Below are 14,046 nucleotides of genomic sequence, written 5' to 3'. Positions count from 1 at the left end.
GAATATCATTAGGAAAGTCAACCGATATTGTTTGAATGCTCATCTCTATTTACTTTTATTCAAATTTAATGTTTTTCTGTGAAGTTTAATTCTATTTGGGATTTTTTTCAACATAAAGCATAACGTTTTGCGTGTATGAGAAGTAGCGGATTAAAAAGCACTTCACTTTCAGTTTGGTACAGGCTTCTATTAAAAGCACTGACCTTTCATTTAGCAGTAAACCCGCTATTTCTTATACACGCTGTTGTATGCCGTTTTTTTTTCGAATCAACTTTATCAATCAACTAAATTTCAATTCGAAACAGTCAAATATAGTTTTTTTAATTAATTATTCTTTGATCTAAAATTAATTTACCAATAAGGCTCTCCCCACAAACTATCCACATTTCTTTTATGAAAATAATGTTCCTTTCTTTTTAAATTATCCCAACTTGTAGCCCTACCACGTGGCTTTGTTTTAGCTTCTAAAATAGTAAGCGAATCTATTACTTCAAACACGTAATATTGATAATCTGCACTTGGTACAAAAAATTCGCAGAGTATTTTTCCATCCTCAAAAGTATAATACCCAACAGTAGCTCTGTTAAAAGTTGAAAAATCCTTACCAACAAACTCTTCATCATATTTACCTGCCGAAAAAACATGGCCACTACTAAAAAATCGTAAAAAACTATATTTATTATCAAAATGATATGGGCCCGCATGTACTTCTCCATAATTAATAACATATACTACTGTAGTATCAATTAAAAATTCACCTTCGTATTCTTTTAACTTTCCCTTTAAGCTAAAATCAGGTTCTTTTGGAAAAAGTGTCCCGTAACTATTATCAAATGCTTTTCGTTTGTTAATATTAGGTCTTAGATAACCATCTCCATCTAAATAGACACTTCCACACGCAATAAAGCAAAGAATTGAAATGGAAAATATTGAAAAATTCAATACAGTTTTAATTTTATGCGATTTTATATTTCTAATCAATTGGATTTTAATTTTAAAACTAAATTTTGTTCATAAATGGCATACAACGTCTCGCGCATAACGAAAGTGGCGACTTAAAATGCACTTTCCATTCGGTTAAGGTTTTAATTTTCTAAAAATACCAAAATTTTCGTTTCAATCACAAACCTCGCCATTTTTGTTATGCGCTGTTAGGCAACGTTTTTATCAGCGTACTGTTTAATTTCATTCAGCTCGTTTTCTTTATTTTCTTTTCCTTCTTCGATGTCAAAATCATCTTGAAGTCCGAGCCAAAATTTAGCTGAGTTTCCAAAGTATTTACTCAATCGCAAAGCTGTATCAGCTGTTATTCGACGTCGCCCTTTTATAATTTCAGAAATCCGAGTTTGAGGTATTTTCAAATCTTTAGAAAGTCGATACGCCGAAATTTCGAGTGGCTCAAGAAATTCGTGAAGTAAAATTTCGCCAGGATGTACATTTGCTAACTTTTCCATTTTCTCTGTTTTTAGTGATAGTCGACTATTTCTACTTCGCTCGCATTTCCGCTATTCCACTCAAAAATTATTCGCCATTGTTTGTTAATTCGAATGCTGTAAAACCCAATTAAATTTCCGCTCAGCTTTTCAAGTCGGTTAGAAGGTGGAATTCTCAAATCAGCTATGTTTTGCGAATTATTCAACATTCTCAATTTTCGGCGTCCAATTTTTTGAATATCAATCGGCATTTTCTTTACTCGATATCCATTCCAAATTTGTTCAGTCTCTTTCGAGCGAAAAGAAACAATCATATTTTTGTTTTACGTTACTAACGTCAAAGATAAGTAAAATTTTCTAATTGGAATTCGAAATTAAATGTTGCCTAACGGTTTAGCTATGAGCAGTAGCGTCCCGCAGGGCGCTATTGCTTATAGGTTTTGTTGGGCTCAGTGTTTTATTTTTTCAGAAAAGGTATCAAGGTTTTTACGATTCGTTCAATAGTCCCAATTGATACGTTTTCATCTCGTTTATCGTCTAAGTCACTTATTGAATTGTGATTGTTTCCGAAATACTTTTCAACCAATTTTTCTTTTATTTCCTGTTTCTTTTCATCGGGTAGGAGCTCAATGAACGGACCGATTGCTGTCAATTCTAATTCGGCTTTTCTGTTTAAAGACTCTAACCTACGGTGCTTACTTGATTCTCGTGCTGCATAGGTTGCAGGGTAGGATAGCGCAGCTGCAGATAGAATTCTAATAAGTGATTTTGTCCAATCGAATGAATCTCCACTTATATCCCAAATCGTGTATATCAAAAGGCCGGAAAGAACCAACATGAGTCCAATCGCTATCCATCTAAATCTATCGGCCGTTTTCATATTGTCATTGGCAACATTTTGATAGTTCCCTGTTACAGCTTTGTCACTTACAACTCCTACTATTTTTTTTGCTTCTTCTAGCTTGGCTTCAAGTTTAGCGACCAAATCATCTGTCCCGCTATCAATAGAATTTTTGAGAGTTTCTACTTCCTTGTTAAGCAGCTCAACGGTTTCGTCAAACTCGTTCCTAAATGTTGATCGGTCTTGCTCGTAATTCTGTGTAGCGGTGGACTTTATGTTATCGAAGTTTGTTTTAAAGGTTTCATTGATATTATTCAATTCATTTTCCTTTTGTTCCAATGCCTTTTCAAGTCTTTCAACTTCTGTCTGCGTTTGTTCTAACTCACTTTTTAATTGCTCAAATTCAGTCTTTAATTCGCTGTTTTCTTTCTCGATTTCAGAATACTTTTCCTTAACTATTTTCTCAAAGTTGGCAATGTTTTTAGAGAAATTAAAGTCGTTCTTTGAAAACGGCAATGGTAAATTTCTAACTCTAGCGAGTGCTGTATGTGTATGGTTTTTGGCATTAGTAACATGCCCTTGATTCTTATTCCCAACAAAGGAGTTTATTTGAGATAGGGCATTCTGAAGCTCTGTTGAAATGGTATTAAGTTCACTTTCTTGGACAATTGAAGGAATGGTCAAATTCAGTCTGTCATATAAGTACTTGAGAGCAGTTTCAAAAAAATTCAAATCGTCAACGCCTACGAGTTCACGTAACTCTTCATCCCTAATTTTTAAGTCAAGCTGTTCTAACTTCTCGAACAACTGGTGATTTTCAAATTCTGTAGGTGTCATATTTTCTGTTTTTCATTGAGCCCAACGTCTCGTGCATAACGAAAGTGGCGACTTAAAATGCGCAAGTTTTTCGGTTAAACTTTTACTTTCCTAAAAATACACAAAACTCTCGTTTAAGCAATAAATTCGCCATTTTTGTTATGCGCTGTTGTAGCACGTTATTATTTATTTTCCATTTGCATAAATTACCTTTTCAGCTAGATATTTAACTATTGGAATATATCTTGTCACAATAGTTTCGGATTCTGAAAATGGTACTACACATTCTTCTCTTGTATATTTGTCGCTAGAGTGAACAAGGCTATTTCTTATATGCTTTATCACTTTAGCCGTATTTCCAATAGTATGACCTTCTTCTAATTTTAATGGAATTCTTTCTCCGAAAACTTCATCTTTTGGTTTGGAATAGACTTTTTCAGTTAGCTTATTCTCTAATTCACGGATAAAGTTTATCAATTCTTCTTCATCAATAAATTTTGTTATCACTCTTTTTAGCATACTAGTTTCGTCTAAATTCCTTTCGTGTTTTTTTAGAACAGCTAGAAGCTTATTCACATTATCATAATTTGAATTAAAACTCGGTGAATTAATTATTGATTTAGTTCTATTGAAAAGTTCTTCATCCGATACACGTAAGAAGTTATATTCTAACACGTGATAGTAAGAAAGAAAGGCTTGTGACGGAAATAAACTGCTTTTAGCAATTTTATAAAAGCCAACGAGGTCGTCTTCAAAAATTGCTTTAGGTATTTTTAAATCTTCATCCGTTTCATCTGATAATGGAATATAAAAGCCTTTGCCCTTAATAGTTTCTCTTAGTTCCCAACATTCATTTTCATTTACTGCAAGTGAAAACAAGCAAGATTTACTTTTGGCTCGACCTTCTTCGATTAGTTTCTCCCTTGACAATTTTCTTTTTGTCTTAAAAGTGATAGTTTTAAAGTTTAAGAAAAATATTTCCGTTCTAAATCTTAATCTTGGCATTCTCTTTATCGCTCTTTCGGAGCGACCTTCTAATCTCCTGCGAACTCTATTAATTGCTCTTTCTACATTGAATTCATCTGTTCTAAATAAATTGATTTGATATTCCAAGCTCATATCACTTAAAATTACTATGTCACTTTTTTCGCTTTTAAATTCATATAGTGGTTTGTAGACATAAGAAGGTGTCAATTTGAAAATTTGAAATTCAACACTACTGTTTGAAACTTGAAATTTTGAATCACTATCTATGTCGTATTGTTTGGCTCGATATACCTTCTTAATTGTCTTTTCCCAGGCTTCATCAATCTCTATATAGAATTGTAGCTCTTCATAATCTAAATTAATTTTATTGCCATCTACTTCACTTTTGAATCCAAATCGCTCAAAATCTTCTGCAAATTTCTTTATTGACATAGTTTGGTTTTTAATGTGCTACAACGGTCCGCGCATAACATAAGTGGCGACTTAAAATGCACTTTCCATTCGGTTAAGGTTTTAATTTTCTAAAAATACCGAAATTTTCGTTTCAATCACAAACCTCGCCATTTTTGTTATGCGCTGTTAGCTCGCGTATTTTTTTCCACTGCCATTTATTAGCCTGCAAAAATGGATTTTGACTTTCGGTTAATTTCTAAATTTCTTAAAAGTTGACTTTAATTTCCATTTAGTTCAGTTTACGCTAGAATTTGGATATGTTAATTAGTATAGAAAAAATACATTCAAGTTATGTTATCGTTAAATATAACTAAAAAAGCGATTAGTATAAAATCATAAACTAACCGCTTTTATTATTAGGCATATGCATTATTGTGCCAAGTTGCTAAAACCTAACATTCATAAAATTTATTGAGCAAAATAAGTTAATGATGGCACTTTTATTGTTGATTTCTTATTACATTCACCTCTAGGTGAACATCTTGAACATCGGCATTCATTACCCCATAGGCTTGCAGTACAACCGATATCACACTTTGAAGTACATTCACAAGTTCCACCAGTAATCTCATATCCATAATCTGTCAAATGCATTAATGCACTAACGTTAGTAAGATTATCTGATGTTTTTGCTATAATAGCATATTCATTTGTTGATTCATCAGGATTTTTTTCAATACTAAAAAACTTCAAATCTAACACATTTTCAGAATCAAACATTTTTCCATTGAGGAATGAAATTAAATTTTCTCTATTTAATTCCACCATTTCTCCTTCTAATGTTTTAATCATAAATTTTTGATTAAAAACTTCATCCCCTTCTAATATAAGGGATTTAGTTTCAAGAATCTCTTGATTTTCGTTGCTAGTTTCATTATTAATATCTTCGCTGCAACTAGTTGAAAGCAAAATAATAAAAAAAACTATACTTAATTTATTTAAATATTTCATATTAATAGGGTTTTATGACTTCATCATATTTTGAAGTCTAGTTAATTTTTGAGATAGAATAACTTATCTAAACTCAGTTTACTAAATCATATAGGATGGTCAGTCCTTTTCTTGACCGTAATCATTTTTAATTTGGCACAACAATTATTTCATATGCGAGCTAACGGTCTAGTATAAGAATAGTAGCGGATTTTTATACACTAACTTTTCGGTTAAATACAGACCTTTTTTATATTTACTTACTTTGGTTTTAGCGATTAAACCGCTATTATTTTTATACATTGTTGCCATTAGTTATTTCTTTCAATTAATTTTGATAAATATTCTTCAAATATACCAACACAAGTTTGGTCTCTTATTTCTATTGTTTCATTTCCGTACGATAAATAGTAATAAGTTGCTGGTGTACATCTTCTCATTGCTGAATTTAATAACCGTAATTTTTTTTCAAATATTATTAAATTATCAAGGTCTCTTTTATCAAGTTTAATTTCTTTTTTTTCTTTAATTTTTTTTCCATTTCGGTCTTCAGCATATTTATATTTTAAGATAGCACCATTTTTATTAGGAATAATTTTAATCTCTGTATCTGTAAACACAAAACAACTACCTCCAGACAATTTTAATTTCCAATTCTTTTTTTTCTCCAGACTTTTTTCAATAAAGGTCTCAATTTCATAATCTTTCATTTTCTCAACACATAAAAACAGTTTTTGAGTTTTAGGTGTAATAAAAAAAGTAGTATCTGTTTTCTGGTTATAAATATTATTATATTCAATTTTAACTTCATTATCAGAAGATTGAAACCTAAATAAATCGAATTTGGATTTAGTAGTCTGACTAATAACTTTGTGTTTAGTCAATATTTCAAATTTAATCTCTGAAATATCTCTATTCGAGCCCCTATCATTAATGCAGTCATATGCGATTAATTCAATTGTATTTTGACAAAACATTGAATTACTGCAAATAAGTATTAGTATTAACAGGATTTTCTTCATAATTAATGGCAACGTCTCGCGCATAACGAAAGTGGCGACTTAAAATGCGCAAGTTTTTCGGTTAAACTTTTACTTTCTAAAAATACGCAAAACTCTCGTTCCAGCAATAAATTCGCCATTTTTGTTATGCGCTGTTGGCAAACGTTTTTATCATTTTTTGGAAATTGAATCAATATTAATAACACCATGATTCATTTCTGTTTTATCAAATTCAAATTCTAACTCTTTAACCTGATTTTCAATTTTATCTAACTTATTTTTAATATTCATATTAAAACTCTCAATTTTATTTGATACTGCATAGGATGCGATTAATAATGACAAAATAGGTATTATTATTTGGACAAAATCTTTTATCAAATTTGTTATCTCATTTCTATATAATCTTTTATATTTTTTATTAGCGTAGGATGATTTACCCTTGTCTTTAGTAAATAATCCAACAACACCTAGAGTATCGTGATAACCAATTTCATCCAAATCATAAAGTTCTGACATAATTAACTCTAATTCAGACCTATTACAATTTAACTGTTTATGGATATCAGTAAAAGAAACTCCAAGGAGATTATCATCTGACAGGTCTGACTCAAGTAAAATTCTTTTTTTTGTCAGAATTTCCAAAAGCTTATGCCTTTTTAAATAAAGATTCATTTAGAATATTTAGCTATTTCAAATTTGTAATTGTTTTAGCTTTTTAATCTTTTTTTTCTGAATTTGTTTTTTTTAATTCAGATATAATTAATTTTTGATTTTTTATTATTTCATCAATTCGAAGCATCCAAGCCCCAAATAATCTGATTAATAAAACTGCAACCACAACAATAATAAGTACAATTATAATCTCCATATTTTTAATAATTAAATGAGTGTTATTTATTATTTGCTAGCTAATTTACTGGCAAAATGAGTTTTTTTATTTCTCAACAAATTCTACTAAGAATTCTGTTACACCATCAAATTTACTGGGAGCCGCATGATAATCAAAACTTGCTGCTTGACCAGGTCCAAAATAATCACCATCATTAACCCTAGCCATTGTTGAGTAAACAATATCTTTATTAGAATTCAAAAATTTTATTTTCACAAAGCCTTTTATACTTGACGAACTTTCGTTTCTTATCATTCCAACTACTGCCCATCCATATTTATTTTCTTTGTTTAATTTTAAATTTTCAACTTTAGTTTTAGTAGTTGAATAATCATTTGATTTATCTGAAGATTCAAATCCACAGGATATCAACAAAGTTAATGTTAAAACTAGAATAATTTTTTTGTGATTGATTTTGATTTCATTTTCTTTTTTTTTAATGTTTGCCAACTTCTCGCGCATAACGAAAGTGGCGACTTAAAATGCGCAAGTTTTTCGGTTAAACTTTTAAGTTTTATAAAAGTACACAAAACTCTCGATTAAGCTCTAAATTCGCCATTTTTGTTATGCGCTGTTGGCAAATCGTTTTTTTATTTAGAGTTGTAAGTTTAAATTCAATTTTGCTCCCAAAGCATTGAAAATTCGCATTACAGTCTCAAAAGTCACATTTCCAGTACTATTTTCAAGTCTCGAAATTTGAGCTTTTTTAACACCAACCAGTTCGCCCAACTGTTCCTGTGTCAGTTTTCTTTTTCTTCGGGCAATTTTAATCATATCGCCTATGAGTTCAAGTTTAAGCTCAAATTCATATTCGTCTCTTTCTTTCGTTCCTTTCTCTCCTATCAAAAGGTCTTCTGCTTCGTCTAATTTGTAAGTTTTCATTTCTTTTTGTTTTTTAGATAATTCGCTCTAATCTTATCGGCTTTATCAATTTCTTTTTTGTCCACTTTACTTGTTTTCTTAACAATTCCGTGTGTAGCAAAAACAAGAGTTTCGGATTTGTCTTCTTTGTCCCAAAAGGCTAAAAGTCTGTATTGGATTCCTGAATATAATGTCCTAAATTCCCAAATTTCATTTGTCAATTTTTTGAAGAATTTCGGGTCGGAATGTTTTTCGGCTCTTCTTATATTCTGAAATATTTTCTTTCTAACTTTTAAGTCTTGCTTTTGGACAAATTCAAAAGCTTCTTCCAAAAGTCTTGTTTCAAATCGTTTTATCATTCATTTTGTTATTACGATTCAAAGATATAAAAAGTTTCGTTAATTGTAAACTATTTGTCAGTTTTAAATGTTTGCTAACGGTCCGCGCATAACATAAGTGGCGACTTAAAATGCGCGATCTTTTCGGTTAAACTTTTACGTTTATAAAATACACAAACCTTTCATTTCAGCACCAAATTTCGCCATTTTTGTTATGCGCTGTTGGTAACCGTTTTAATTTACCTCTTTTACTGTAATTTCAAAACTAAACAAAGGTGAAGGACCTTGAGTTGGAGAATACTTTTTAAGAATATCTTGATAATCCACCCATTCATTTGCAAAAATATTTTTTATAAATAAATCTCCTTTAACTCCCTTTTTTTCAAAATATAAACAAGGATTAATTGTAAACATTTTTTTTCCGTCATAAACATCATCAGGCAGTACTCTGTTAAATATTATGTAAAAATCAGTTTCAGGTATACTTGTTTCTTCATTTATGTTAAAAGTTATAAATTCCATATCGTTGTGAACTTTTGTATAATACCTTTTACTAACTGGCACTAAATCTTCAAGAACACCTTGATTTGATGTAAATAATTGTAATTCAAAAAAACCTTCATTATCATACTCAAACTTATCATCAAAAAAAACAGGTATTTCGATTTTCTCAATTTTAATATTTTTTTTATTATTAATTCTTAATGCAAGAAATGAATTTATAGGAACTCCAATTTTATGTTTTTTTCTACCTTTTTTGTATCCTATTTTGTAACTATCTTTTTTTGTTTTATTTATTAATACAACTTCCTCTAGTAAGTTATTTTTTGGTTCTAAATAGATAGTCACTGAATCACTTAAATTAGATAGTATAACATTATTATGCTGATAATTTATATGCGAAAAATTTAATGTATCACCCAAACTTGCAGGTATTGAAAAAAAGCCATTCTCATCCGAGAAAGTATATTTATCTTTAGTTATATTTGATATACTTATGAAGATAACTTTATCGTTAGTCAAATTATCTTTAACAACTCCTTCAAATGTTTGTGAATAAATTAAAATATTATTTAAAGTTATAAATAATATCGTTAATAATATCGTTAATAATATCTTAGACATAGTTTTATTATTTTTCTATTAGGTTAATTTATCACACCTACAAAAAATTTGCAGGTGTGATGATATTAATTATTAGTAACTTACATAATAAGGTTCACCTCTACTAACAATTAAACCAAAAACTTTGTACACAGGTGTTATTAGTTGTATCATGTCATAATCATTACCTGTTGGACTATAACAAGGTCCCTCTAAATTATCACTACCCCAACCTAAAAACCCTGCTTCATTAACAGTTTCAGTACTGTAGTTGTCAAATTTAGATTCAGCTATTATACTTCCAAATATAACTAAACCAACAATCATCATTTTCTTAAATGACATTTTTTCTTTAATAATAAACATAATTTTAAAAATTTAGTTGCCCCATTAAGGTCTAAGGCGGTTAGATTTCGACCCTTCGTTGTCAGTTCTCATTTTTCCTTTAAGAGTCAATTTACATTTATTTTAATTTCCGTAAGTCGGATGGTCTTTAAATTGCTACTTCAAGTTTCAAATGGTTACCAACGTCTCGCGTATAACATAAGTGGCGACTTAAAATGCGTAAGTTTTTCGGTTAAACTTTAAGTTTCTAAAAATACCAAAATTTTCGTTTCAGCACCAAATCTCGCCATTTTTGTTATGCGCTGTTGGCAAATCGGTTTTTATTTTAATTTGCTATATTCGTTTTCTAATCCATCGTATTATGTTCAAAAATAAAAAAGAATTAAAGTTTTTAAATGATATTTTAGAGACTCTTTTATCAGAAGAATCTAACCTACTTTCATTTGAAGATTTGGTAACCAAGCTTAACTTAGACAAAGATACTTGGACATTAAATGGTTATAAAGCTACTTTTGTTGACGTTGGTATAAAAGATTATGAATTATACCCACGTTTGTACTTAGCCCTTGATTATTTAGTTGGTGAGAAATATATTTATCAAATAGGACAAAAGTTTAAAATATCTTATTTCGGTATTCTAAAAATAAAAACAAATTCTTTTACTCAAGAATATAATAATAAATTATGGGGCTCTCCTAGAGAAAGGTTAGTACTATTTATCCTTTTATTGTCTCTTTTAATCAACTTTTTTGGTATTTTTTTCTGTTAAGATACTCTTTTAAGTATTCTTTATTAGATGCGTATTTCCACTTATTAGTAGGATGTAAAGTGTAAAATCTTGAAGTTACTGTTTCTCTTATTATTTCAGTTACATCTGCTATATTCCATAATATAATACCAGTGAAAAACCCTGATGAAAATATTATAGCAAAAAGCAATTTATATTCAGTTAGTAATAATTCTAATCCTTCCATTTTTGTCGTTTATTCCACAACATATCATTGACTTTTAACTGTTTGCCAAAGTCTCGCGCATAACATAAGTGGCGACTTAAAATGCGCAAGTTTTCGGTTAAACTTTTACTTTTCTAAAAGTACACAAAACTCTCGTTTAAGCAATAAATTCGCCATTTTTGTTATGCGCTGTTATGCATAGTTATTTCTTATTCCAATTCTGTTCAAAATGTTCAATAAACTGTGAATATCTTGAATCTTTTTCAGCGTACTTTCTTGTCAATTTTGCCCATTCATCAAATTTTTCTTTATTCCGCAATTCGAAATATGATTGAGCCATATTTACAGCCATTTCACTTTTTTCAAAGTTATTATCAGACATTTTAATTCCTTTGCGATATATCTTTTCAGCTTCTTCAATTTTGTTTAAGTTTTTGTATGAAAACCCTAATTCACGGTAGAAATAAAAGTTTTTAGAATTATTATCTATCGCTTTTTCCAAAATGGATATTGCTCTTTCAAATTGTCCAAGCGCATTATATGCAAATGACAATTCAAATTCAAGTCCGTCAAAATGTGGGTCAATATCGTAAGCTTTTAAAAGTGGTTCGAGTGCTAAATTGCTTGCGCCATTTGCGTTATAATGAAATCCAATATTTTTTAAATATCTTGGCGTGATCGAATCTTTTTTGTAATTAACAAGCCATTCTGGCTCTTTTGGAAGTTCTAGTTCAGCTATTTGCTCTTCTGTAAGCACAGCAATATTAATTGTGTTCTTCGTAAGTCTTAATTTTAATGGATCTTTAAATTTTCTCGGTAGTTTTTTTAATCCGTCATTCGTTTTTTCAAAATTGGAATTATAATCAAATGTAAATCCGGCTTGTTGATCTATATAAATAAATCCAAAGTTGTGGGTTGTATCTGTATCCTTTTTTGGAAAAGCAACCCATTTATCTACTGCATCATAGTATTTGGTATCAAACTTTAATTCAATTGTGTCAGATTGTGAAAATCCAATATGTGGAATTAGAAGTATAAGGCTTAAAATTAATCTCATGGTTTCATTTTTTTATAATTATGCATAACGGTTCGTGCATAACATAAGTGGCGACTTAAAATGCACAAGTTTTTCGGTTAAACTTTAAGTTCTTTAAAATACATAAACGTTCGGCTCAGTACAGAACTCGCCATTTTTGTTATGCGCTGTTGCCACCAGTTATTTTTTCATAGGTAGTATTGACTTAAAAAACTTTGATTTCCCTTTTCATTCGGATAAAAATAAATTCCGATTAACAATTTACTGTTTTCAGGAACTTTATCTTTTACTCCTTTGTCAAAACTTGTCCATTCGGTTGTTTTGATTATTTCAATTAATTTTTCGTCAATTGAGTTTTTAAATCCGCTAATTTCAGTCACGTTTTTTATAGTCAAGTCTTGTGCAAAAGTTATTTCATAAATCCCATAACTTTTATCAAGTTCAATTCCTTTGAATTGTTCTAATTTTTTATGCAGAGTTGCTTTTTCTCTATAATTTATTTTGTCCGTAAAACTTATGTTTTTTGATTTAAACATCTTTAGAATTTCTAACTCTCTTTTTTGTCTTTTTAAATTCCGTTTGTTTAGATAAAGTAAGCCAGAACACATTCCAACACTATATTTTCCATCTTTGTTTTTCCGCGCATAAACGATTAATTCAGTATTCTCAGGGATAAAAATTGCACAAGAACTTCCAATTCCGCCATCACTTCTCCCAGCAACATAGATGGATTTTAATTCTTCTCCTTTATAAAGTTCACTAATTATAATATCAGCCTTGTAAAGTTCTCTTGAATTTTCATTTTTATAGTTTTTAATGATTCTTGCTTTTGCAACAAAATCAGATTCGATAAACTTTTCGGTTATTTTTGGGTTGTCACAAGTACACGCAAAAGTTCCGATTGAAAAAAGAAAGATTGTTATTTGCAGTATTTTTTTCATAATTGGTGGCAACGGTTTGCGCATATGGTTTGTGGCGAAGTTAAAAATCACTTGCCTTTCGTATTAATTCTTAAGTCTCTAAAAATACTAAAATTATGGTTCCAGCAAGATTTTCGCCATAAATTATATGCGCTGTTGCCACACGTTTTTATTTACTATTATTTGGATTCGGAAATTTCTTTTTTATTAATTCAGTTATAGGAACTCTAATATCTGAAGGGCATTTATCATTTACATAGATTCTTCGTTCTTTATTTAAAGTGTGCCAACCTATTAAATTATTTATTTCTAAATCTTCTGTATCGTAATCTATTCCACTTAAATAGCTTTTGATAGATTCTTTTAATCTATTAAAACGCTTGTCGAATTCAGGATTACTAAATATATCTTTATACATAATATCTGTTTATATTTTTCTTTTGAATCTTCTTTTCGATCTACTATAAGAGGTCTTTTCCCAGGTTGAGTCAAATCCGTTCCAGTATATTCTCATTTCGTAACTTCCTGAAGTTGTCCAAATCATAACTACTAAGTCATCATATTTAAATACGATATTATTATTGTCATTGTCGCTTTTTAAGAATTTTTCGTGTTTATCTATTTCATTTTCAATTTTACTCAAAAACTCGAGAGCTTTATCTTTTGGTAAATCTTTAAATCCATAACCTTGATAACTAACACCAGATTTTTTATCCCAATAATTACCATAAAACCCTAAAATTAAACCTTCTAAATTTTGATTTTCACATCTATAAAGAAGGGTTGTCAATTCTCCTGAACTAGCAGCAGCCAAAGGTTCAGCTTCAAATTCCAATGAATTTTCAGAAACTTTTAAAATGTTTTGAATTAAAAAAGATTTAGCTTTAAAAAGAGAAACATCTTTACTAAATTCTTTTGATTCCCAAAATCCTGAAATTTGAGCGTAAGATGTTGTAGAAATTAGAAGTAATATTATTGTTTTTTTCATCGTTCAATTTTTAAATGTGTGGCAACGTCTCGCGCATAACATAAATGGCGACTTAAAATGCGCAAACTTTTCGGTTAAGGTTTTTTACTTTCTAAAAATAAATAAAACTCCCGTTTCAGCACAAATCTCGCCATTTTTGTTATGCGCT

At 29.8% G+C, this 14,046-nt stretch carries 20 protein-coding genes; 1 reads left to right on the top strand and 19 read right to left on the bottom strand.

Going from position 1 to position 14,046, the window contains the following annotated elements:
* Positions 1-351: 351 nt before the first annotated feature.
* From IEV63_RS12750 to IEV63_RS12685, 14 genes are all read right to left on the bottom strand, one after another.
* The gene (locus tag IEV63_RS12750) at positions 352-942 is read right to left on the bottom strand and encodes a hypothetical protein (protein ID WP_188407205.1); all 591 of its coding nucleotides are present in this window, start codon (positions 940-942) and stop codon (positions 352-354) included.
* Positions 943-1,151: 209 nt separating this feature from the next.
* Positions 1,152-1,454, bottom strand: coding sequence for a HigA family addiction module antitoxin (locus tag IEV63_RS12745; RefSeq protein WP_188407204.1), 303 nt, complete (start codon positions 1,452-1,454; stop codon positions 1,152-1,154).
* An 11-nt stretch (positions 1,455-1,465) separates the two neighbouring features.
* Positions 1,466-1,747, bottom strand: a complete 282-nt coding sequence (locus tag IEV63_RS12740; RefSeq protein ID WP_188407203.1) for a type II toxin-antitoxin system RelE/ParE family toxin — start codon at positions 1,745-1,747, stop codon at positions 1,466-1,468.
* Positions 1,748-1,890: 143 nt separating this feature from the next.
* A complete protein-coding gene (locus tag IEV63_RS12735; protein WP_188407202.1) occupies positions 1,891-3,111 on the bottom strand; it encodes a hypothetical protein in 1,221 nt (406 codons plus the stop codon).
* Positions 3,112-3,276: 165 nt separating this feature from the next.
* Positions 3,277-4,509 carry a hypothetical protein gene (locus tag IEV63_RS12730; RefSeq protein WP_188407201.1) on the bottom strand — a complete coding sequence of 411 codons (1,233 nt, stop codon included), beginning with the start codon at positions 4,507-4,509 and terminating at the stop codon, positions 3,277-3,279.
* A gap of 429 nt (positions 4,510-4,938) precedes the next feature.
* Positions 4,939-5,481 (bottom strand): hypothetical protein, encoded by a 543-nt coding sequence (locus IEV63_RS12725; protein ID WP_188407200.1) that lies wholly within the window; start codon positions 5,479-5,481, stop codon positions 4,939-4,941.
* A 290-nt stretch (positions 5,482-5,771) separates the two neighbouring features.
* The gene (locus IEV63_RS12720) at positions 5,772-6,482 is read right to left on the bottom strand and encodes a hypothetical protein (protein ID WP_188407199.1); all 711 of its coding nucleotides are present in this window, start codon (positions 6,480-6,482) and stop codon (positions 5,772-5,774) included.
* Between the two features lie 150 nt (positions 6,483-6,632).
* Entirely contained in the window at positions 6,633-7,136 is a 504-nt protein-coding gene (locus IEV63_RS12715; protein ID WP_188407198.1) for a hypothetical protein, read from the bottom strand.
* Positions 7,137-7,179: 43 nt separating this feature from the next.
* Positions 7,180-7,332, bottom strand: coding sequence for a hypothetical protein (locus IEV63_RS12710; protein ID WP_188407197.1), 153 nt, complete (start codon positions 7,330-7,332; stop codon positions 7,180-7,182).
* A 66-nt stretch (positions 7,333-7,398) separates the two neighbouring features.
* Positions 7,399-7,803 (bottom strand): hypothetical protein, encoded by a 405-nt coding sequence (locus IEV63_RS12705; RefSeq protein WP_188407196.1) that lies wholly within the window; start codon positions 7,801-7,803, stop codon positions 7,399-7,401.
* Between the two features lie 144 nt (positions 7,804-7,947).
* Positions 7,948-8,235 carry a helix-turn-helix domain-containing protein gene (locus IEV63_RS12700; RefSeq protein WP_188407195.1) on the bottom strand — a complete coding sequence of 96 codons (288 nt, stop codon included), beginning with the start codon at positions 8,233-8,235 and terminating at the stop codon, positions 7,948-7,950.
* The gene (locus IEV63_RS12695; protein WP_188407194.1) at positions 8,232-8,573 is read right to left on the bottom strand and encodes a type II toxin-antitoxin system RelE/ParE family toxin; all 342 of its coding nucleotides are present in this window, start codon (positions 8,571-8,573) and stop codon (positions 8,232-8,234) included. The genes IEV63_RS12700 and IEV63_RS12695 overlap by 4 nt, the downstream gene beginning before the upstream one ends.
* A 213-nt stretch (positions 8,574-8,786) precedes the next feature.
* Complete coding sequence (locus IEV63_RS12690; protein ID WP_188407193.1) at positions 8,787-9,677, bottom strand: carboxypeptidase-like regulatory domain-containing protein; 891 nt, start codon at positions 9,675-9,677, stop codon at positions 8,787-8,789.
* Between the two features lie 72 nt (positions 9,678-9,749).
* Entirely contained in the window at positions 9,750-10,022 is a 273-nt protein-coding gene (locus tag IEV63_RS12685) for a hypothetical protein (RefSeq protein ID WP_188407192.1), read from the bottom strand.
* A gap of 340 nt (positions 10,023-10,362) precedes the next feature.
* Here IEV63_RS12685 and IEV63_RS12680 point away from each other — a divergent pair, with 340 nt between their 5' ends.
* Positions 10,363-10,770 carry a hypothetical protein gene (locus IEV63_RS12680; protein ID WP_188407191.1) on the top strand — a complete coding sequence of 136 codons (408 nt, stop codon included), beginning with the start codon at positions 10,363-10,365 and terminating at the stop codon, positions 10,768-10,770.
* Here IEV63_RS12680 and IEV63_RS12675 read toward each other — a convergent pair.
* The 5 genes from IEV63_RS12675 to IEV63_RS12655 all read right to left on the bottom strand — a co-directional run bounded on the left by IEV63_RS12675 (position 10,742) and on the right by IEV63_RS12655 (position 13,898).
* Positions 10,742-10,975: a hypothetical protein gene (locus tag IEV63_RS12675; RefSeq protein ID WP_188407190.1), complete on the bottom strand. Its 234-nt coding sequence runs from the start codon at positions 10,973-10,975 to the stop codon at positions 10,742-10,744. The genes IEV63_RS12680 and IEV63_RS12675 overlap by 29 nt on opposite strands.
* 181 nt (positions 10,976-11,156) lie before the next feature.
* On the bottom strand, positions 11,157-12,011 hold the full coding sequence (locus IEV63_RS12670; RefSeq protein WP_188407189.1) for a tetratricopeptide repeat protein: 855 nt from the start codon (positions 12,009-12,011) through the stop codon (positions 11,157-11,159).
* Between the two features lie 167 nt (positions 12,012-12,178).
* Positions 12,179-12,931, bottom strand: a complete 753-nt coding sequence (locus IEV63_RS12665; protein WP_188407188.1) for a hypothetical protein — start codon at positions 12,929-12,931, stop codon at positions 12,179-12,181.
* A 148-nt stretch (positions 12,932-13,079) separates the two neighbouring features.
* Positions 13,080-13,328: a hypothetical protein gene (locus IEV63_RS12660; protein ID WP_188407187.1), complete on the bottom strand. Its 249-nt coding sequence runs from the start codon at positions 13,326-13,328 to the stop codon at positions 13,080-13,082.
* Between the two features lie 9 nt (positions 13,329-13,337).
* Positions 13,338-13,898, bottom strand: a complete 561-nt coding sequence (locus IEV63_RS12655; protein WP_188407186.1) for a hypothetical protein — start codon at positions 13,896-13,898, stop codon at positions 13,338-13,340.
* Between the last annotated feature and the right edge of the window lie 148 nt (positions 13,899-14,046).

Source organism: Psychroflexus salis (assembly GCF_014640175.1).
Classification (GTDB): Bacteria; Bacteroidota; Bacteroidia; order Flavobacteriales; family Flavobacteriaceae; genus Psychroflexus; species Psychroflexus salis.
Note: the sequence above shows the minus strand (reverse complement) of the source record. Positions and strands in the feature narration are given on the sequence as shown.

Coding starts and splice junctions, on each gene's coding strand:
- IEV63_RS12745 (WP_188407204.1), bottom strand. CDS start 1,454: ATGGAAAAGTTAGCAAATGTACATCCTGGCGAAATTTTACTTCACGAA.
- IEV63_RS12740 (WP_188407203.1), bottom strand. CDS start 1,747: ATGATTGTTTCTTTTCGCTCGAAAGAGACTGAACAAATTTGGAATGGA.
- IEV63_RS12735 (WP_188407202.1), bottom strand. CDS start 3,111: ATGACACCTACAGAATTTGAAAATCACCAGTTGTTCGAGAAGTTAGAA.
- IEV63_RS12730 (WP_188407201.1), bottom strand. CDS start 4,509: ATGTCAATAAAGAAATTTGCAGAAGATTTTGAGCGATTTGGATTCAAA.
- IEV63_RS12725 (WP_188407200.1), bottom strand. CDS start 5,481: ATGAAATATTTAAATAAATTAAGTATAGTTTTTTTTATTATTTTGCTT.
- IEV63_RS12720 (WP_188407199.1), bottom strand. CDS start 6,482: ATGAAGAAAATCCTGTTAATACTAATACTTATTTGCAGTAATTCAATG.
- IEV63_RS12715 (WP_188407198.1), bottom strand. CDS start 7,136: ATGAATCTTTATTTAAAAAGGCATAAGCTTTTGGAAATTCTGACAAAA.
- IEV63_RS12710 (WP_188407197.1), bottom strand. CDS start 7,332: ATGGAGATTATAATTGTACTTATTATTGTTGTGGTTGCAGTTTTATTA.
- IEV63_RS12700 (WP_188407195.1), bottom strand. CDS start 8,235: ATGAAAACTTACAAATTAGACGAAGCAGAAGACCTTTTGATAGGAGAG.
- IEV63_RS12695 (WP_188407194.1), bottom strand. CDS start 8,573: ATGATAAAACGATTTGAAACAAGACTTTTGGAAGAAGCTTTTGAATTT.
- IEV63_RS12690 (WP_188407193.1), bottom strand. CDS start 9,677: ATGTCTAAGATATTATTAACGATATTATTAACGATATTATTTATAACT.
- IEV63_RS12685 (WP_188407192.1), bottom strand. CDS start 10,022: ATGTTTATTATTAAAGAAAAAATGTCATTTAAGAAAATGATGATTGTT.
- IEV63_RS12680 (WP_188407191.1), top strand. CDS start 10,363: ATGTTCAAAAATAAAAAAGAATTAAAGTTTTTAAATGATATTTTAGAG.
- IEV63_RS12675 (WP_188407190.1), bottom strand. CDS start 10,975: ATGGAAGGATTAGAATTATTACTAACTGAATATAAATTGCTTTTTGCT.
- IEV63_RS12670 (WP_188407189.1), bottom strand. CDS start 12,011: ATGAGATTAATTTTAAGCCTTATACTTCTAATTCCACATATTGGATTT.
- IEV63_RS12665 (WP_188407188.1), bottom strand. CDS start 12,931: ATGAAAAAAATACTGCAAATAACAATCTTTCTTTTTTCAATCGGAACT.
- IEV63_RS12660 (WP_188407187.1), bottom strand. CDS start 13,328: ATGTATAAAGATATATTTAGTAATCCTGAATTCGACAAGCGTTTTAAT.
- IEV63_RS12655 (WP_188407186.1), bottom strand. CDS start 13,898: ATGAAAAAAACAATAATATTACTTCTAATTTCTACAACATCTTACGCT.